Raw genomic sequence first — 17,750 nt, 5'->3', positions numbered from 1 at the left:
TGAGCGGAGGGGTGTCAGGCGTTGGACCGCCGTCGGCCGGCCACCACGCCGAAGGCGAGGCCCGCCAGACCGACGACGATGCCCACCACGCCGAGCACGCGCGCGGTGGTGTCACTCGCGGAGGAGCCGGAGGAGCCGGCGGCGTCCGCGCGCGCGGGCGGCTCGGTTCCCTTCTCCTCGCCGGAGGCGGCCTCGGCGCCCGCCGCGCCGTGGGAGTCCGCGTCCGCCGCGGACAGCTCCAGCGTCGGGGCCGGGTTCTCGGGCTCCTCCTGGCCGTCCCGCGGCACCTCGATCCAGCGCACGACCTCCTTGTCGGAGTAGGTCTGCAGCGCCTTGAAGACGAGCTTGTCGGTGTCCTCGGGCAGCGTGCCGACGGACAGTGGGAACTTCTGGAAGGAGCCGGGCTCGACGCCCTTGCCGTCGGCGGTCCAGGTGACCTTGGTGACGGCCTCGGTGATCTTCTCGCCCTCCATCTCCAGCGGCTTGTCCAGCTTGGACTTGGTGACCTTGACCTTCCAGCCGGGGACGGGCTGCGGCATCACCGAGGCCAGCGGGTGGTCGGTGGGCAGGTTGACCTCGAGCTTGGTGGTCGAGGCGTTGTCGCGCTCGTTGGGGACCTTGAAGTCGATGACCGCGTAGCCGCCCTTGGCGGCCGTGCCCTCGGGCTGCACGGAGACGTGCGCGAAGGCGGGGGCGGACAGGGCGAGGACGGCCGAGCCCGCGACGGCAGCGGCGGCGGCGATACGAGAAGGCTTCATGGCAGGGAGCACTCCACTCCGAGTGAGTTCCGTTGACGAAGGTGACGAAGAGGCGCGCGGGATGCGGGCACCAGGAGTGCACGCGCGCGCGTGCCGCACGACGGCGGCCTCTCTCCGTCCCGGTCACGGGGGAGCGGCGGTCGCGTCAGGCGGCGACGGCGAGGGCGGACGGCGGGCCGCGTCGGATCACCGTGTGCTGGAGTGCGAGGGTGCGTGGGGCCGGTACGTCGTCCCGTGACGTACGGCGCTCACGCGGGCCCGGTTCCGGCTCGGGCCGCAGCCCGGCGTACAGGGCGCGCACCATCGCGCACGCCGCGCGCAGGGCCCGTACGAGCGTCCCCTCGGCCACCTCGTGCGCCGACAGCTCGATCAGGCGCAGCACCGCCAGATCCCCGCGGCGCAGCACCCAGCCGACGGCGACGGCGGCCAGGGCGTGGGCGAGGAGCATCGGCAGGGACGGCAGCAGCGACGCCAGCAGGGCCGCCGGGGCGCCGGTCGCGCCGCCCGCGTGGTGCAGGGCGCCGCTCGTCACGCCCAGGTTCCCGCCCGGATCGTCGAGGAGACGGGCGTCGGAGAGCATCCGGTAGGCGTGGCCCGGCGTGATCGGCGTCGTGCCGCCGCAGACGAGCCGTGCGGCCCGCTCGACGAGCAGGGCGTCGCTCATCCCGTTCATGGATCCCGCTGAAGTCCCCGTGACTTCGGCGGACTTCAGGGTTCCCAGGGACTGTGCGGCCGAGGTTCCCATCGGGCCCATGGGCCCCATCGACATCGCGCCCGAGGCGCCCGCCGACCAGACGGCCGCTCCGTGCTGGCCCAGCCCGAACAGTGTGTGCAGCACGGTCTGGCCGACGGCGAGGAGCGCCGCGATGCCCGGCAGCGAGCGTGCCCGCCCGGCGAGCGGCGCCACGACCAGGAGGGAGCCCAGGAAGCCGGCGCCCAGCGTCCACAGCGGAACGGCGGTGCAGGAGGCCAGTGTGTGCCCGGCGGCGGCCAGCACGACGCAGACCGCGGCGAACACCGCGGCCCGCAGAACCCGGAGTTCGCCTCCGGAGCGCACCGTGCGCGGCTGGGGGACAGACATGGCGGGGCTCATCATCGCACCGGGCACCCGCGCGCGGTGCGGCAGGTCCGAAAGTGACCCATGCGCCGGATTCCGCCGGTCCCGGCCCGCATCCTCCGCCCCCATACACCGAATCCGGCCCGGACACATCCACCATATGGGCGGTGTCACGTCAAGAGTGTGCTTACATCCCGAGCCGGGTGGCAATACGTAACGGTATGTCGAGCCGCGGCCAGGAGGCTGGAGCATGAGCATCTGGTGGTCACTCCATCTGCGCCGCGAAGCCGCGAGCGTTCCCCTCGCCAGACGGCTGCTGCTGGGAACGATGGAGACCGCGGGGGTGGACCCCGACGTCTCGTACGACCTCTCCGTCGCCCTCAGCGAGGCATGCGCCAACGCCGTCGAGCACGGCGGGGACACCACGCGCGGCGACTTCGCGGAGGCGTATCACGTCACCGCCTACCTCGACGGCGAGATGTGCCGCATCGAAGTGATCGACTCTGGGCCCGGGTTCGTGCCGGAGCGGGGCCTGCGCCCCGCGCGCGCGGACGCCGAGAGCGGCCGGGGGCTGTGCCTGATCCGGGAGCTCGCGGACCACGTCCACATCGGCGGTGAACCGGGCAGGGCCGGCACGGTGGTGAGCTTCGACAAGGTTCTCAAGTGGCGCGCGGACGCGCCGCTCGTGGCGGTGTAGCCATGCGAAGGGGCCGGGCGGCTTCCCGCCGCCCGGCCCCTCGCCGATTCGCCGATGTCAGCCCTTCAGCGAGGCCATCCACGCCTCGACCTCGTCGGAGCGGCGCGGCAGGGCCGCCGACAGGTTCCGGTTGCCGTCCTCGGTGACCAGGATGTCGTCCTCGATGCGGACGCCGATGCCGCGGTACTCCTCGGGGACGGTCAGATCGTCGGCCTGGAAGTACAGCCCGGGCTCGACGGTCAGGCACATGCCCGGCTCCAGCGTGCCGTCCACGTACGTCTCCGTGCGGGCGACCGCGCAGTCGTGGACGTCCATGCCGAGCATGTGGCCGGTGCCGTGCAGCGTCCAGCGGCGCTGGAGGCCGAGCTCCAGGACCCGCTCGACCGGGCCCTCGACCAGGCCCCACTCGACGAGCTTCTCGGCGAGCACGCGCTGGGCGGCGTCGTGGAAGTCGCGGAACTTGCCGCCGGGCTTCACGGCCGCGATGCCGGCCTCCTGGGCCTCGTACACGGCGTCGTAGATCTTCTTCTGGACCTCGCTGAACGTGCCGTTGACCGGCAGCGTGCGCGTGACGTCGGCGGTGTAGAGGCTGTGCGTCTCCACGCCCGCGTCCAGCAGGAGCAGGTCGCCGGAGCGGACCGGGCCGTCGTTGCGCACCCAGTGCAGCGTGCAGGCGTGCGGGCCCGACGCGCAGATGGAGCCGTAGCCGATGTCGTTGCCCTCCACGCGCGCGCGGAGGAAGAAGGTGCCCTCGATGTAGCGCTCGGAGGTGGCCTCGGCCTTGTCGAGGACCTTGACGACGTCCTCGAAGCCGCGGACCGTCGAGTCGACGGCCTTCTGCAGCTCGCCGACCTCGAACGCGTCCTTGACCAGGCGCAGCTCGGAGAGGGAGACGCGCAGCTCCTCGTCGCGCTCGGCGGTGACCTTGTCGGTCAGAGCGGCCTCGATGCCGGCGTCGTGACCGCGCACGACGCGCACCGGGCCGGCGGCCTCGCGCAGCTTCTCCGCCAGCTCGCGCACGTCGGCGGCCGGGATGCCGTACAGCGCCTCGGACTCGGCGAGGGAGTGGCGGCGGCCGACCCACAGCTCGCCCTGGCCGGACAGCCAGAACTCGCCGTTCTCACGGTCGGAGCGGGGCAGGAGGTACAGCGTGGCCTCGTGGCCGCCGGCGACGGGCTCCAGGACGAGGACGCCGTCCTCGCTCTGGTTACCGGTGAGGTACGCGTACTCGGTCGCGGCGCGGAAGTTGTACTCGGTGTCGTTCGAGCGGGTCTTGAGGTGGCCCGCGGGAACGACGAGGCGCTCGCCCGGGAAGCGGGCGGACAGCGCGGCGCGGCGGCGCGCGGTGTGCTCGGCCTGCTCGACGGGTTCGAGGTCACGCAGCTCCGTGTCGGCCCAGCCGGACTTCATGTTCTCGGCGAGCTCGTCGGACACGCCCGGGTACAGGCCGTTCTTGCGCTGCTTGATCGGCTCTTCGGACTCGGTTTCCGGGCCCGCCGCGTCAGCAGCACCATCTGATACCGCCGGGTTGAGCTCGTCGGCCACGGTCATCCTCCTCGACACTGCACCACTGGATCGGGTCCATCGTACGTTCGTGCCGAAATGGGGCCGCCGTGGGCTGACCGACCGGTCAGTCGAAGCGGGCCGCCAGCAGCACCACGTCCTCCGTGCCGTCCTCCATGTCGAGGCCGTCCGGCAGCACCGTGCGCAGGACGTGGTCGGCGACGGCGCCCGGGTCGCGGCGCAGGGTGCGCGGCACCCCGGCCGCCGCCGCGTGGAGGCGGGCGAAGGCGCGGTCCATAGGGTCACCGGTGCGGTGCAGCAGTCCGTCGGTGTACAGCAGAACCGTCTCTCCTGGCTCGGTCTCGAACTCCACGCTGGGCGCCTCCCAGCAGGCGAGCATGCCCAGCGGCGCGGACACGGAGGTCTCCACGAACTCCGTGCGCCGCTCGCCGATCAGCAGCGGCGGGCTGTGTCCGGCACCGGCCAGCGTGACCTTGCGCAGCGCGGGCTCGCAGTAGGCGAACAGGGCGGTGGCGGAGCGGGCCGGCTCGGTCAGGCGCAGCAGCAGCTCCAGGTCGGACAGGACGGCGACCGGGTCCTCGCCCTCCATCACGGCGTACGCCCGCAGGGACGCGCGCAGCCGGCCCATGGCGGCCACCGCGCTGGGCCCGGACCCGGTGACCGAGCCGACCGCGAGGCCGAGCGCGGCGTCGGGCAGCGGCAGCGCGTCGTACCAGTCACCGCCGCCGCGCGGGCCGGTGCGGTGCCGGGCGGCGAGCTGGACGCCGGTCACCCGGGGCAGCCGGGAGGGGAGCAGCTCCTCGGCGATGGTCGTCATGCACGCGCGCGTGTACTCGAGTTCGGTCAGCCGGGCCAGGTGCTCGGTGGCGTAGCGGACGTAGAGGCCGACGAGATGGCGCCGGCGCTCGTGCGGTTCGGCGGGCTCGTCGTACAGCCACACGGCGGCGCCCAGACGGCCGGTCGCCTCGGTGGTCAGGGGCAGGGCGTAGCTGGCGGCGTAGCCGAGGCGGGCGGCGACCTCGCGGTGGCGGGGGTCGAGGCCGTCGTCGGCGAACAGGTCGGGATGGACGATCTCGCCCTCGCCGCCGGGAAGTCCGGCGGCGGTGTCGAGGAGTCTGCCGTAGGGCAGGGCGCCGCGCGGCACGGTCTCGATGTGGCCGAGGTCGGCCCGGGCGAGACCGAGTCCGACGGTGGTGCCGGGTCCGGGCGCGTCGCCGGACTCCAGGACGACGAGTCCGCGCCGGGCGCCGACGAGGGCGGCCCCGGCGCGCAGCAGTTCCTGGAGTGCGGCGTCGAGTGTGCGGGTACGCGCGAGGCGTTCGGTCAGTTCGTGCAGGGTCGTCAGATCCGAGACCCAGCCGGCCAGCCGGTCCTGGAGCAGGGCGCCGGGGGCCGGTCCACCGGGAGCGGGGACGGGAGGGGGGCCCGGGACGGGAGCGGCAGTGTGTGCGGGTGGGGGAATTGTGGGATCGGTTCCGGCCACTTTCGGAGGGTGCGGGGCGTTCATGGCGTCCGGCTTTCGGGCCGGTGCGTATTGCTGAAAAGCATCGCAAACCCCCATGTCATTCTGCGCCGCTAGCAGTGTCTCCACATGTACACGCACTCGTGAGGAGATGTCCAGCATTGTCCTGCCGGGATTCCTGGTGTCCGTGGGGTTCTTGCGCATTTCCGCGCGCGTTCCCTCCGGGCCCCTTGCGCGACAGTGAAGTTGGCTTGAAACTGCCTCGGGTATTGGTTTATTGCGGTCGACTGGCCTTGCTTCATGGAGCGTCACTGCGGTCGTGATGGGTACGTACTCGGAGAAGACCAGGGGTGGTTGAGTCCACCCGGAACCTGGTGACCGACCCGGGCGTCTTAGCCACCGACGACCGTGCCCCATCCTCCCGTGGCGGAGGCGGAGAGAAATACGCGGTAAGGCGAAACGCCAGACTTCGCCACCCCCCACGCCGTGACCGTCCAGGTGAAACAGACGCGGTACGGACGCGGACACGGCCTACGCTCGACCCTTGGGGTTCCCCCTGCCTGACGCGGGGGTGTGATGCGCCAACAGGTACGCACAGTGAAGTGATCAACGCATGGTGTGATGTGGTCCACGGTGTTGCCAGCGGTGCAACGGAAAGGAACGAGCGCTCATGCGCGAGATCCTCGGAAGGCGACGCAGGCTCCTGTCCTGGTGGAACGGTCGGCGCGACGAAGGTCGTGACGACGGGAGGCCTGACGTGATCGGCGCGGCCCTGACCTTCGCCACCCAGTGGCAGTGGCCCGTACTCCCGGGTGTGGCCCCGGACCCGCAGGGACGGGCCCGCTGCGCGTGCCCCGACCCGGAGTGCACGGTGCCCGGAGCGCACCCCTTCGACCCGGGCCTGCTCGCGGCCACCACCGACGAGCGCATGGTGCGCTGGTGGTGGACCAACCGGCCGGCCGCGCCCGTCATCCTGGCCACCGGCCAGAAGGCGCCCTGCGCCGTCAGCCTGCCGGCCCTCGCCGGCGCCCGCGCGCTGGCCGCGCTCGACCACCGCGGCATCCGCCTCGGCCCGGTGATCGCCTCGCCCACGCGCTGGTCGCTGCTGGTACGGCCGTACTCCATGGAGCAGTTGGGCGAGCTGCTCTACGCCAAGGACTTCGTGCCGGGCTCGCTCCGCTTCCACGGCGAGGGCGGCTATCTCGCGCTGCCCCCGTCGGAGGCCGGTCAGGGCCCGGTGCGCTGGGAGCGCGCGCCGCTGCCCGGCTCGGCCTCGCCCTGGGTGCCCGACGTCGAGGCCGTGGTGGACACCGTGGTCGACGCCCTCACTCGTACGGGTGTGAGCGCGCCCGAGTTGTGAGGGTGTCGGGCGCGCGGGGAACCGGCTGCCCGGCCCTGGTCGTTATCGTCCGATCATGAACGTTCGTCTGCTCGCGCTCGCGGGCGTCGCGGTGTGCGCGCTCGCGCTGCCTCTGGCCGTGGCGTCCGCCGGGCCCGTGAGCGACGAGGGACGGCCCGCCGTACGCCGCTTCGCGCAGGACGCCGCGGTCTCCGCGCCGTACGGCACCTCGGCCGGTGGCGCGGACGATGTCCGGCACACGGACGAGAAGGACTCCTCGACCCGCCCGGAGCGGGATGCCTCCGATCCGCTGCTGCTCGGCGTGGGACTCGGCACCGCCGTCCGCTGCGGACCCGAACTCTCCTCCCCCGACGGCATCGAGGCGCAGACCTGTGTCGTGACGCAGGGGCCGGACACCTGGGCGCGGACGTACTACCGCAACGCCACCGGCCGGGCGCTGGACGCCGTGCTGAGCCTCATGGGGCCCGGCGGCCGCACCGTGCAGATGCGCTGCGCGCCCGGCGCCGACGACGAGCCCGCCACCTGTGAGACCCCTCGGGAGCGCTCGCGGGGCGGCCTGGACTCCTACACGGCGGTCGCGGAGTTCGCGGAGCGGCGCGACGGGGGTCCGCTGCTGCTGCGCTCGGGAAGCAACGCCTAGGTTCTCAGCGGGAGTTGGCGCGACGCGCGCCTCGTACGGCCGACGGCCGGGCATGGAGAGGCCCGGTTGCTGGCGACGGGGGATGCACCAGCAACCGGGCTACTGGAACGGTAACAAGAGATCGGCGGTTCGCAAATTCGATCTCGGCCATTCAGACACCGACTTGCCTGGCGCGATGGGGAGTTGTGACCCGCGTCACCCGAATTCCGGACGTCTTCGCGGCTGACCGACCGGTCAGCCGCGAAGACGTGTGAACGGCGTCCGTCAGTTGAGCGTGACCTGACGGCTGGTCAGGCCACCGCGCGCCCGGCGCTCGTCCGCGGTGAGCGGTTCGTCCGAGGCCAGGGCGGCGGTGAGGCGCTCGGCGAACTCGGCGGCCGGCTTCTCCACGTCCTCGGCCGTGACACCGCTCGGCAGGTCCCACACCGGCACGGTGAGCCCGTGGGCGCGGAAGGAACCGACCAGGCGCGTGCCCTCGCCGAGGCCGGAACGGCCCGCCGCGTGCAGCCGGGCCAGCGCGTCCAGAAGCTGCTCCTCCGGGTACGGCATGACCCAGCGCAGGTGGTTCTTGTCCGGGGTCTCGCACCAGTACGCGGCGTCGACACCGGCCAGCTTCACCGTGGGGACGGCCGCGGCGTTGGCCCGCTCCAGGGAGGCGGTCACCTCGGGCGTGGCGTTCTCCGCGTCCGGGATCCAGAACTCGAAGCCGCTGTGCACCTCCGGCTCGAACGCGCCCTCGGGATCGAGCAGGTCCTGGAGGCGGGGGCCTTCGGCGGGGGCGCGGCGGCCCTGGACCGGCGTGCCCGGCTGCGCGACCAGCGCGCGCTGGAGCGTGTCGGCGAGGTCGCGGCTGAGGTCGCCGGACGCCGTGTCGTTCTGCAGGCCGAGCAGGACCGAGCCGTCGTCGCGGCGCAGCGCGGGCCAGGCCATCGGCAGCACCGTGGCGAGCGTGACCGACGGGACGCCTTCGGGCAGGCCGTCCTTGAGGGTCAGTCCGACCGTGGCGGCGGGCACCAGCTCGCGCAGCGCCACCCAGTCGCCCTCGCCGGGCAGGCCCTCGAAGGGGCGCTGGACCAGCTCGGTCACGGCGTGCGCGGCGGCCCGGCCGTGGCAGGCCTTGTAGCGGCGGCCGCTGCCGCACGGGCAGGGCTCGCGGGCGCCGACCACCGGGATCTGTGCGTCGCTCGGCTGCGGGCGCTTGGCCTTCGTCTGGGGGCGCTTCTTGGCCATCGTGGGTGTCTCCCGGTTACGGCTCGTCCTGTACGGGCGGGAGCCTAGCCGTTCGCGCCTCGGCCGACGCGGACCTGTGGACAACTCGGCGCCCGCCCGCGGAGAGGCCGTCGGCGGAAGTGAGCCGGGCGACCGCGGTCGCCGCTGTCCGCGCGGTCGCCGCGCCACGGGACCTCGTCCGCGCGGTCGCCGTGCACCGGGACCTCGTCGGCGCGGTCGCCAGGCGCCGGGAACTCAGCCCAGGTCGTCGAAGACGTCCGCGAAATCCAGGTCGGCCATCGCCGGCACCGGCGGCGCCATGACGCGCGTAGCGAAGGCGTCGCGGCGGTGACCGGCATCAGGGTCGTAGACGTCGGAGTGGACGACGACCCAGACGGTGACCTCGCCGCGGGCGTCGTCCCGGACGCCCCAGTCGTCGGCCAGTGCCGTGATGATGTTCAGCCCGCGGCCGCCGTGCGCGGTGACCGAGGGGGTGGCCGGAGCCGGGCGGGTCGGGCCACCGCCGTCCGTCACCTCGACGATGAGCCTGCCGCGCGGGTCCACGCGCCATGCGGCCAGGACGTCCCCGTCCCCGGCCTGCGCGTCGCCCAGCGGGCGCCCGTGTTTGCACGCATTGCTGAGTAGTTCGGACAGGATCAGTACGGCATCGTCGATGACCGTTTCCGATACCCCGCCGCCGCGCAGCTGATCGCGCATACGGCGTCTCGCCAGCCCCACGCCCGCAGGGCCATGGGGTACGGCCATGCTCGACGACGTGGGCACCTCCTGTGCCACCACCAACGCCACCCCCGAGACCTCCTTCGCCCCACGCCACGGTGTGGATGCCCAGGTGGCCGACGCCGGAAACCGGCCAGTTCGGTTCCGGTGACGCACTCGTGACCTGTCGGTACGCAACGAACGCGCCGGAGCACTCGCTGTAGCGGGATGTCCGGGTCTCGCCGTACCCGGGTGGGTGCGGTCAGCGGCCGAGCCGGTGCAGCACCGCGCGCGGGCGGTTGGTGATGATGGCGTCGACACCCAGCCCGACGCAGAGGTCCACGTCCTCGGGCTCGTTCACGGTCCACACGTGCACCCGGTGACCGGCCTGCTTCAGGCGTGCGACGTACGCCGGGTGGTTGCGTACGATCCGGATCGATGGGCCCGCGATGCCGACCCCGGCGGGCAGCCGTCCGTCGCGCATGCGGGGCGAGACGAACTGCATCAGGTAGACCGTCGGCAGCGTCGGCGCGGCCACCCGCACCCGATGCAGCGAGCGCGCCGAGAAGCTCATGATCCGTACCGGCGACTCCTCGGCGGCGGCCGGGGCGTCCAGCCCGAACCGCTTCAGGAGCTGCAGCAGTCGCTGCTCCACCTGTCCGGCCCAGCGTGTGGGGTGCTTGGTCTCGATGGCCAGCTCCACCCGCCGGCCGGCGTCCGCGACCAGCTCCAGTAGCCGCTCCAGGGTGAGCACGGCGGTGTCCGCGCGGTCCCCCGGGTGGTACTCCCAGTCGGGCTCCTCGTCCCGGCCGCGCCAGGACTCGCGGGTCTTCCAGGAGCCGAAGTCCAGGGCGGCCAGGTCGGCGAGCTCCAGGGCGGAGACCGCGCCGCGGCCGTTGGACGTACGGTTGACGCGCCTGTCGTGTACGCAGACGAGATGGCCGTCCGCGGTCAGCCGTACGTCGCACTCGAGGGCGTCCGCGCCGTCCTCGATCGCTCTCCTGTACGCGGCGAGGGTGTGCTCAGGGGCGTCCTCGGAGGCGCCCCGGTGGGCGACGACCTGGATCTGCTGCTGTCGTGCGAGGGTCACCGCGTCATGGTGCCACCGTCAGGGGGTACGTGGGGGCCCATGCGCAGGTCCGTGATCGAGCGGAGGCGGGAACGGCGGCCCGTCCCGCAAACTGTGTCGGAAATGACCCAAGTAAACGATGGCCCCGGACCCACAGGCACCGCTTATGGTGCTCTGACGGCCCGTGGGAAAAGCTGACGTCGGACAAAAACATGCACAGCTGCATCGCGCCGGACCGTACACAAGCGTGAACGAGCGTGACCGAGTGCGACCGAGAAACAACAGCCGTGGATCGAGGAGAAGAGCTGTGAGCACCGAGAACGAGGGCACCCCGGTTCCCCCGGCCCCGTCCGCACCTCCTGTGCCGGTGGCATCTCCCGCTGCTCCCCCGCAGGCAGCCGCACCCGACGGAGGCGCGCCGACGGCCCCCCTCCCGTCGGTCCCCCCTGGCACCCCTGGCGCGCCGCTGCCTCCCGCCGCGGCGCCCGGCGGGCCGCACGCCGGTCCGGCGCCGGACGGTTCCTGGCCGCCCCCGCCGCCCGCCACCCCCACCTACGGGGACCACGGCGGCGGTGCGGGCTCCGGCTGGGGCTCGTCGTACCAGCAGCCCGCTCCGAAGCCCAGCGGCGGCGGCCGGGGCGGCATGCTCGCCGCGGTCCTGGTGGCCGCGCTGGTGGCCGGCGGACTGGGCGGCGGGCTCGGCTACACCCTGGCCCGGAGCAACGACGGCAGCTCCACCACCGTCTCCGCCTCCGACGGCGCCACCCAGATCAAGCGCGCCCCGGGCACCATCGCGGCCGTCGCCGCCAAGTCGCTGCCGAGCACGGTCACCATCGAGGCCGAGTCCACCAGCGGCGAGGGCGGCACCGGCACCGGCTTCGTCTTCGACACCCAGGGCCACATCGTCACCAACAACCACGTGGTGGCGGAGGCCGTCGACGGCGGCAAGCTCTCGGCGACCTTCCCCGACGGCCGGAAGTACGACGCCGAGGTCGTCGGCCACGCCCAGGGCTACGACGTCGCGGTCATCAAGCTGAAGAACGCGCCCTCGGGCCTCAAGCCGCTCGCCCTCGGCAACTCCGACAAGGTGGCCGTCGGCGACGAGACGATCGCCATCGGCGCCCCCTTCGGGCTGTCCAACACGGTGACGACCGGCATCATCAGCGCCAAGGACCGCCCGGTCGCCTCCAGCGACGGCAGCGCCTCCAGCAAGGCGTCGTACATGAGCGCCCTGCAGACCGACGCCTCCATCAACCCCGGCAACTCCGGCGGGCCGCTGCTCGACGCGCGCGGCTCGGTGATCGGCATCAACTCCGCGATCCAGTCCTCCAGCAGCGGCGGCCTGGGCGGCTCCGGCCAGTCCGGCTCGATCGGCCTGGGCTTCGCCATCCCGATCAACCAGGCCAAGTACGTCGCCCAGCAGCTGATCAAGACCGGCAAGCCGGTCTACGCCAAGATCGGCGCCTCGGTCTCCCTGGAGGACACCACGGGCGGCGCCACGATCACCGACCAGGGCGCCGGCGGCGCCGCGGCGGTCGAGTCCGGCGGCCCGGCGGCCCGTGCGGGCCTCAAGCCCGGCGACGTCATCACCCGGCTCGACGACCACGTGATCGACAGCGGCCCCACCCTGATCGGCGAGATCTGGACCCACCAGCCCGGCGACAAGGTCACGATCACCTACAAGCGAGGCGGCCAGGAACGCACGGCCCACCTCACCCTGGGCGCCCGCGTCGGCGACAGCTGAGCCCCACGCGCGCGAGGCAACCCGTTAGTCTTGTCCCCGCGCCGCCGATCTCGGCCGGCGCGGGGAGGCGTGCCCGAGCGGCCTAAGGGAACGGTCTTGAAAACCGTCGTGGCAGCGATGTCACCGTGGGTTCAAATCCCACCGCCTCCGCACGGTCTTTGGACGTGTTGGCCGAGAAGGGGTGCCCCTCACTGAGGGGCACCCCTTTCCGTATGCGATCCGTTTCTAACCCGAGCCGGCTGGAGTGACAGGCGTGCACTGCGCGTGCCTCACGGGCTGGAACTCCGCTGTGCGTGAGCCCCTCTCTGGGGGCGGTACTTGGAGGAGACCTGGCCGACGAGCTCCCAGAAGCACACCAGGGCGGTGATCGGCGGGATTCCGAGCATCACGAAGGCCAGCAGTGAGCGGGAGGAGTTGCTGACGCACAGGAGCACCGCCATCGCCGAGGCCACGAGGAGGACGCCCCAGGAGCGGGGCGCGGGCTGGCGTTGAACGGTCGCCCGCAGAATCGAGAGCGCGGCCACGAACCACGGTCCGTACACAGTGAGCGGCCACCAGTGCGCCAGCCTCATGGGGAGAACGGATTCGGCGATCGTGCGGAGTTGACCGTAGGTGTAGCTGATGGACCACCCCAGCAGGGTCGCGGCGCACACCGCGATCGCCGCGAGGAGGATCGTGACGTGGGTGATGGGGTGGCCGGCGATGAGGAAGTGACGTTCCTGCCGTACCCGCCGCCGGTCCGTCCTGCGTTGCGGTGTGGTCCGGGGGGACCGGGGCCGGGCTCGGGGCCGGTGCTGTGGACAGCATGTGGGCCAGTTCCTCGTCGAGGTCCCAGCGGTTCAGGGTGGTGGTCGGTGCCGGACTGTCCCAGGACTGCTGGGTCGGGAAGGGGACGCCGCCGAACTGACTCAGCGTGTCGTGTTCCGTCCCCGGGGGGTACTGCTGCGGGCTGTAAAGATGTGCCTCATCGGTGTACCTGTCCATATGAAATTTCCTCCGTGCCCTCGTTCAGGATGTTCCGTCTGAGCGCGGGATCGGCGGAAGGTCCCTTTCTCCACACCCGTCTCTCTCTGTCACGCACGCATAACGAGCGTGATCAGAAGGGGGTGTACGGCGTTCGGGGGATTGAATCCCTCGAACGAGTCATGCGGGGCGCCCGGCTGAAACACGTGACCGACTCCGTGGCGGGGCCGTTCACGGGTGATGGCCCGTCATCCGGGCCGCGGACGCGATCGTCGCGCGGGCCTCCTGCTCGGACAGGCCGCAGGCGCGGGCCGCTTCGAGGAGCGGGGCGAGCAGGGCGGGGCCGATGCCGTTGTCGTAGGCGCGGCAGGCGGCCCAGAACAGTCGGGTGTTGCGCTGGCCCTTGTGGGCCGCCAGGACGAACTGGACCAGGCCCCTGCCGTCGGCCGCCGTCGGGCCGGGGGGCGCGAGCGGGCCGCGGGACGGGGGGATCAGCAGGCGCAGCAGGCCCTGCGGACAGGGCGCCGGGGTCAGGTGGGTGGTGCCGGGAGCGGTGCCGTAGACGCCGTGGTCGGTGCGGGAGCCGGGTCCGACGAGGTAGCCGCCGGCGCCGCGGACGTCGATGCCGGGGGCGAGCCGCCCGGCGGAGTTGGGTACGGCGATGTCCGGCGGTCCGCACAGCCAGATGTGGCGGCCGCCGCTCGGGGTGAGGACCACGACCGTCGGGGGGATCGCGAACCGGTGCCGCGAGGACAGCGCGCGCAGGGCGGCGAGGGCGTCCGTGCCGGACTTGGTGTCGAGGTCGATGCCGATCAGATGGTGCGGGGGCAGCCCGCAGGCGATGCCGTAGCCGGTGGCCCAGGGGGCGGCCGCGAACAGCTCGCGGATGCGCGCGGGGTCGGTCGAGGCGTCGTACACGCCGTGCCCGAAGCGGCCGCATTCGCCGTGGCAGCGGACCGGGTGGGGGTGATCGCGGTGCGGGGAGCGCAGGGCCGGGAGCTTCGTCCGGGTCAGGGGGATGACGGCCAGTCCGCGTTCTGCGGCTGACAGGGCGTGTGCGAGGGCCAGCGTCGTGGCCTGCCGGTCGGTGGTGGCCATGCCTCCATGTTCGTACTCATGTTCGAGAAAAGGAAGAGTGCGAGGTGGTGACACGCCGGGGTCGGCAGGTTGGCCGGAAATCTGCGGGAACGGTTTCCCGGTTGGGGCGCTTGAGGCGCGGGTGCCCGCTCTGGGGGTGATCGCGGTGAGCTGTGACCAAAGATGGCGAAAATGGTTTATCGACTTGTCATCACGCTTGAGAGCGAATCGGGGCATCCCGGGTGGTTCGGCGGTGATCCGGTGGGCAACTCTGGATTCGCGACGTCGTGCACAACACCGAGGCGGTCGGCCAACTGCCCGGAAAACAGCCGTACTTCATGTACTTCCGGCCAAGCGGCCGATGGGTACTCGGTTCTGGAGGAGCAACATGGCAAGTATCCGTACCGCCCGCGTTCTCGCCGCCGTCTCCGCGCTCCCGCTCGCGGCCGCCCTCTTCACAGGCGTCGCGGCAGCGGACAACGGTGCCTTCGCGGACGACGGATCGAACGCCGGCGTGGCGAGCATCGTCGGCAGTGGTGTCGGCCACGACAACTTCGGCAACTCGTCCACCACGCAGCAGAACGCGGTCGGCTCCGGCGCCTCGAACCAGAGCAACACCGCCCAGGTCAACGGGTCCGCGTTCACGGGGATCCAGCAGGGCAACGAGAACGTCGCCGTCACCTTCTACCCGCTGTGGTGGTGACCGGCGCCTGATCTCCCTCGGGGGGAGCGTGCTCTGTGGGGTCGTGACGCGTCTGCGCGGCGGTGCTTCGGCATCGCCGCGCAGGCGTTTCCCGGGGTCGGTCGGGGATGTCGGGGGTCGTCGGGGGTGTCGGGGTCATCCCGTAGGTGTGGCGGCCGCCCGGTCCACCTCCAGGAGGTGGAGTCGTCCCCCGCCCCTCCAACCTGAGGGGGACTCCGCTTCAGGACCTGCGGCCGATCCCCCGCGGCGGGCGCCGCTTCTAGCGTGGATCCATGACCACACCCGTCTGCACGAGCGCTTCGGCCGCCGCTGCACCGGCCAGGCGGAGCCGCCCCCATCCGTCCAACCCGTCGTACCCGTCGTTCTCGTCGTATGTCAGGGCCCGTCGGCCGGTGCTGCTGCGGACCGCCCGGTCACTGACCGGCAACTCCAGCGACGCGGAGGACCTGCTCCAGACCGCGCTGGCCAAGACGTACGTGGCATGGGAGCGGATCGAGGACCACCGCGCGCTCGACGGCTATGTGCGCCGGGCGCTGCTGAACACGCGGACCTCCCAGTGGCGCAAGCGCAAGGTCGACGAGTTCGTGTGCGACGAACTGCCCGAGGCGGAGCGGGAGTCCGGCGAGAGCGACCCGGCCGAGCGGCAGGCGCTGCACGACGCGATGTGGCGCGCGATCACCAAACTGCCCGCACGTCAGCGCGCGATGGTCGTCCTGCGGTACTACGAGGATCTGAGCGAGGTGCAGACGGCCGAGGTGCTCGGGGTGTCGGTGGGCACCGTGAAGTCGGCCGTCTCCCGGGCGCTCGGCAAGCTCCGCGAGGATCCCGAGCTGGGGCTCGCCCGCTACTAGGTGTATTGATCACGAGCGTTGTTGACACTCGTGATCAATACACCTAGGGCCTCTCCAGCGGCGCGACCGGTCCGGCGGCGAACGAATGCCGTACTGCGCGCGAAACGGTCTGATCCGGGACGAAGCAGAGGCCGAGCGTGACGTGATCGACCTTCGGGACCTAGTGACATACCGCGCGGTACGTGAGCAGAATCGGGCCAGCCCTTACCACCGCGTACGCGGATGCCGCTCCGGGAGGACGCCGTGCTGAGCACCATGCAGGATGTACCGCTGCTGATCTCGAGGATCCTGACCCACGGGTCGACGGTCCACGGCACATCGCAGGTGACCACCTGGACCGGGGAGGGCGAACCGCACCGCCGCAGCTTCGCCGAGATCGGCGCCCGCGCGGCCCAGCTCGCCCACGCCCTGCGCGAGGACCTCGGCGTCGTGGACGACGACCGGGTGGCGACGCTCGCCTGGAACAACGCCGAGCACGTCGAGGCGTACTTCGCGATCCCGTCCATGGGCGCTGTGCTGCACACCCTCAACCTCCGTCTCCCGGCGGAGCAGTTGACCTGGATCGTCAACCACGCGGCCGACCGCGTGATCATCGTCAACGGCTCGCTGATCCCGCTGCTCGCCCCGCTGCTCCCCCACCTCCCCACCGTCGAGCACATCGTCGTGACCGGCCCCGGCGACCGCTCCCCCCTCGACGGCGCCACGACGCGGGTGCACGAGTACGAGGAGCTCATCGCGGGCAAGCCGACCGCGTACGACTGGCCGGAGCTGGACGAACGCCAGGCGGCCGCCATGTGCTACACCTCCGGCACCACCGGGGACCCCAAGGGCGTGGTCTACAGCCACCGTTCGATCTACGTGCACTCCATGCAGGTCAACATGGCCCAGTCGATGGGTCTGACCGACCAGGACGCCTCGCTCATCGTGGTCCCCCAGTTCCATGTGAATGCCTGGGGACTGCCGCACGCCACCTTCATGACCGGCGTCAACATGCTGATGCCGGACCGTTTCCTCCAGCCCACCCCGCTCGCCGAGATGATCGAGAGCGAGCGCCCGACGCACGCCGCCGCCGTGCCCACCATCTGGCAGGGCCTGCTCGCCGAGCTCACCGCGAAGCCCCGCGACGTCTCCACCCTCGCCCAGGTCACCATCGGCGGCTCGGCCTGCCCGCCCTCCCTCATGGAGTCCTTCGACGAGCTGGGCATGCGCGTCTTCCACGCCTGGGGCATGACGGAGACCTCCCCGCTCGGCACGGTGGCCCGTCCGCCGGCCCACGCGGTCGGCACGGAGCGGGAGTTCGGCTACCGGCTCACCCAGGGCCGCTTCGTGGCCGGCGTCGAGGCCCGCCTCACCGGCCCCGACGGCGAACGCCTTCCCTGGGACGGCGAGTCCGCGGGCGAGCTGGAGGTCCGCGGCCCGTGGATCGCGGGCGCCTACTACAACGGCCCCGGCGCCGAACCCCTGCGCCCCGCCGACAAGTTCAGCGCGGACGGCTGGCTGAAGACCGGCGACGTCGGCATCATCAGCCCCGACGGCTTCCTCACGCTCACCGACCGCGCCAAGGACGTCATCAAGTCCGGCGGCGAGTGGATCTCCTCGGTGGACCTGGAGAACGCGCTGATGTCCCACCCGGACGTCGCCGAGGCCGCCGTGGTCGCCGTCCCCGACGACAAGTGGGGCGAGCGCCCGCTGGCCACGGTCGTCCTCAGGGAGGGCGCCACCGCCGACTTCGAGACCCTGCGCACCTTCCTCGCCGAGGAGCGCCAGATCGCCAAGTGGCAGCTCCCGGAGCGCTGGACGGTCATCGAGACGGTGCCGAAGACGAGCGTCGGAAAGTTCGACAAGAAGGTGCTGCGCAGGCAGTACGCCGACGGGCAGTTGGACGTCACGCGGCTGTAACGAACAGATGAGGAGGGGGC

Annotated in this window: 16 protein-coding genes and 1 tRNA gene; 8 read left to right on the top strand and 9 right to left on the bottom strand. The window is 71.9% G+C overall.

Annotated elements, in window-relative coordinates; genetic code table 11:
* Positions 1–14: 14 nt before the first annotated feature.
* Complete coding sequence (locus QFZ74_RS15345) at positions 15–758, bottom strand: YcnI family protein (RefSeq protein WP_307621366.1); 744 nt, start codon at positions 756–758, stop codon at positions 15–17.
* Positions 759–903: 145 nt separating this feature from the next.
* The gene (locus QFZ74_RS15340) at positions 904–1,839 is read right to left on the bottom strand and encodes a hypothetical protein (protein WP_307621365.1); all 936 of its coding nucleotides are present in this window, start codon (positions 1,837–1,839) and stop codon (positions 904–906) included.
* A 226-nt stretch (positions 1,840–2,065) separates the two neighbouring features.
* Between QFZ74_RS15340 and QFZ74_RS15335 the strand changes: the two genes are divergently transcribed.
* On the top strand, positions 2,066–2,512 hold the full coding sequence (locus tag QFZ74_RS15335; protein WP_307621364.1) for an ATP-binding protein: 447 nt from the start codon (positions 2,066–2,068) through the stop codon (positions 2,510–2,512).
* Positions 2,513–2,569: 57 nt separating this feature from the next.
* On the opposite strand, the gene QFZ74_RS15330 is transcribed toward QFZ74_RS15335, so the two are convergent.
* Together QFZ74_RS15330 and QFZ74_RS15325 are read right to left on the bottom strand one after the other, a co-directional pair.
* Positions 2,570–4,063 carry an aminopeptidase P family protein gene (locus QFZ74_RS15330; RefSeq protein ID WP_307621363.1) on the bottom strand — a complete coding sequence of 498 codons (1,494 nt, stop codon included), beginning with the start codon at positions 4,061–4,063 and terminating at the stop codon, positions 2,570–2,572.
* Positions 4,064–4,142: 79 nt separating this feature from the next.
* Positions 4,143–5,660, bottom strand: coding sequence for a PP2C family protein-serine/threonine phosphatase (locus QFZ74_RS15325; RefSeq protein WP_307624164.1), 1,518 nt, complete (start codon positions 5,658–5,660; stop codon positions 4,143–4,145).
* 508 nt (positions 5,661–6,168) lie between these two features.
* Between QFZ74_RS15325 and QFZ74_RS15320 the strand changes: the two genes are divergently transcribed.
* Together QFZ74_RS15320 and QFZ74_RS15315 are read left to right on the top strand one after the other, a co-directional pair.
* Positions 6,169–6,858, top strand: coding sequence for a bifunctional DNA primase/polymerase (locus QFZ74_RS15320; protein ID WP_307621362.1), 690 nt, complete (start codon positions 6,169–6,171; stop codon positions 6,856–6,858).
* 55 nt (positions 6,859–6,913) lie between these two features.
* The gene (locus tag QFZ74_RS15315; protein ID WP_307621361.1) at positions 6,914–7,498 is read left to right on the top strand and encodes a hypothetical protein; all 585 of its coding nucleotides are present in this window, start codon (positions 6,914–6,916) and stop codon (positions 7,496–7,498) included.
* A gap of 264 nt (positions 7,499–7,762) precedes the next feature.
* On the opposite strand, the gene QFZ74_RS15310 is transcribed toward QFZ74_RS15315, so the two are convergent.
* The 3 genes from QFZ74_RS15310 to QFZ74_RS15300 all read right to left on the bottom strand — a co-directional run bounded on the left by QFZ74_RS15310 (position 7,763) and on the right by QFZ74_RS15300 (position 10,514).
* Complete coding sequence (locus QFZ74_RS15310; RefSeq protein ID WP_307621360.1) at positions 7,763–8,728, bottom strand: DUF5926 family protein; 966 nt, start codon at positions 8,726–8,728, stop codon at positions 7,763–7,765.
* A gap of 234 nt (positions 8,729–8,962) precedes the next feature.
* A complete protein-coding gene (locus QFZ74_RS15305; protein WP_307621359.1) occupies positions 8,963–9,601 on the bottom strand; it encodes an ATP-binding protein in 639 nt (212 codons plus the stop codon).
* A gap of 85 nt (positions 9,602–9,686) precedes the next feature.
* Positions 9,687–10,514, bottom strand: coding sequence for a glycerophosphodiester phosphodiesterase (locus tag QFZ74_RS15300; RefSeq protein WP_307621358.1), 828 nt, complete (start codon positions 10,512–10,514; stop codon positions 9,687–9,689).
* Between the two features lie 286 nt (positions 10,515–10,800).
* Here QFZ74_RS15300 and QFZ74_RS15295 point away from each other — a divergent pair, with 286 nt between their 5' ends.
* Positions 10,801–12,237, top strand: a complete 1,437-nt coding sequence (locus QFZ74_RS15295; RefSeq protein ID WP_307621357.1) for a S1C family serine protease — start codon at positions 10,801–10,803, stop codon at positions 12,235–12,237.
* 63 nt (positions 12,238–12,300) lie between these two features.
* Positions 12,301–12,387: transfer RNA gene (locus QFZ74_RS15290), tRNA-Ser, on the top strand.
* Between the two features lie 119 nt (positions 12,388–12,506).
* On the opposite strand, the gene QFZ74_RS15285 is transcribed toward QFZ74_RS15290, so the two are convergent.
* Positions 12,507–12,890, bottom strand: a complete 384-nt coding sequence (locus tag QFZ74_RS15285) for a DUF2637 domain-containing protein (protein WP_307621356.1) — start codon at positions 12,888–12,890, stop codon at positions 12,507–12,509.
* A gap of 541 nt (positions 12,891–13,431) precedes the next feature.
* Positions 13,432–14,298, bottom strand: coding sequence for a bifunctional DNA primase/polymerase (locus QFZ74_RS15280; protein ID WP_307621355.1), 867 nt, complete (start codon positions 14,296–14,298; stop codon positions 13,432–13,434).
* A gap of 367 nt (positions 14,299–14,665) precedes the next feature.
* Between QFZ74_RS15280 and QFZ74_RS15275 the strand changes: the two genes are divergently transcribed.
* The 3 genes from QFZ74_RS15275 to QFZ74_RS15265 all read left to right on the top strand — a co-directional run bounded on the left by QFZ74_RS15275 (position 14,666) and on the right by QFZ74_RS15265 (position 17,730).
* Positions 14,666–14,980, top strand: coding sequence for a hypothetical protein (locus QFZ74_RS15275; RefSeq protein WP_307621354.1), 315 nt, complete (start codon positions 14,666–14,668; stop codon positions 14,978–14,980).
* A 272-nt stretch (positions 14,981–15,252) separates the two neighbouring features.
* Positions 15,253–15,831 carry a SigE family RNA polymerase sigma factor gene (locus tag QFZ74_RS15270; protein WP_307621353.1) on the top strand — a complete coding sequence of 193 codons (579 nt, stop codon included), beginning with the start codon at positions 15,253–15,255 and terminating at the stop codon, positions 15,829–15,831.
* A gap of 222 nt (positions 15,832–16,053) precedes the next feature.
* Complete coding sequence (locus QFZ74_RS15265; RefSeq protein ID WP_307621352.1) at positions 16,054–17,730, top strand: long-chain fatty acid--CoA ligase; 1,677 nt, start codon at positions 16,054–16,056, stop codon at positions 17,728–17,730.
* Positions 17,731–17,750 lie beyond the last annotated feature (20 nt).

This window comes from Streptomyces sp. V3I7, from assembly GCF_030817495.1.
In the GTDB taxonomy this organism is placed as follows: domain Bacteria; phylum Actinomycetota; class Actinomycetes; order Streptomycetales; family Streptomycetaceae; genus Streptomyces.
The sequence above is the reverse complement of the archived record's forward strand: the minus strand, read 5'-3'. Positions and strand labels throughout refer to the sequence as shown.

Excerpts from the sequence above, each read along its gene's own strand:
- QFZ74_RS15280 (WP_307621355.1), bottom strand. The coding sequence starts at position 14,298 with ATGGCCACCACCGACCGGCAGGCCACGACGCTGGCCCTCGCACACGCC.
- QFZ74_RS15345 (WP_307621366.1), bottom strand. The coding sequence starts at position 758 with ATGAAGCCTTCTCGTATCGCCGCCGCCGCTGCCGTCGCGGGCTCGGCC.
- QFZ74_RS15325 (WP_307624164.1), bottom strand. The coding sequence starts at position 5,660 with ATGCTGGACATCTCCTCACGAGTGCGTGTACATGTGGAGACACTGCTA.
- QFZ74_RS15335 (WP_307621364.1), top strand. The coding sequence starts at position 2,066 with ATGAGCATCTGGTGGTCACTCCATCTGCGCCGCGAAGCCGCGAGCGTT.
- QFZ74_RS15330 (WP_307621363.1), bottom strand. The coding sequence starts at position 4,063 with ATGACCGTGGCCGACGAGCTCAACCCGGCGGTATCAGATGGTGCTGCT.
- QFZ74_RS15320 (WP_307621362.1), top strand. The coding sequence starts at position 6,169 with ATGCGCGAGATCCTCGGAAGGCGACGCAGGCTCCTGTCCTGGTGGAAC.
- QFZ74_RS15315 (WP_307621361.1), top strand. The coding sequence starts at position 6,914 with ATGAACGTTCGTCTGCTCGCGCTCGCGGGCGTCGCGGTGTGCGCGCTC.
- QFZ74_RS15340 (WP_307621365.1), bottom strand. The coding sequence starts at position 1,839 with ATGTCTGTCCCCCAGCCGCGCACGGTGCGCTCCGGAGGCGAACTCCGG.
- QFZ74_RS15270 (WP_307621353.1), top strand. The coding sequence starts at position 15,253 with ATGACCACACCCGTCTGCACGAGCGCTTCGGCCGCCGCTGCACCGGCC.
- QFZ74_RS15275 (WP_307621354.1), top strand. The coding sequence starts at position 14,666 with ATGGCAAGTATCCGTACCGCCCGCGTTCTCGCCGCCGTCTCCGCGCTC.
- QFZ74_RS15265 (WP_307621352.1), top strand. The coding sequence starts at position 16,054 with ATGCCGCTCCGGGAGGACGCCGTGCTGAGCACCATGCAGGATGTACCG.
- QFZ74_RS15310 (WP_307621360.1), bottom strand. The coding sequence starts at position 8,728 with ATGGCCAAGAAGCGCCCCCAGACGAAGGCCAAGCGCCCGCAGCCGAGC.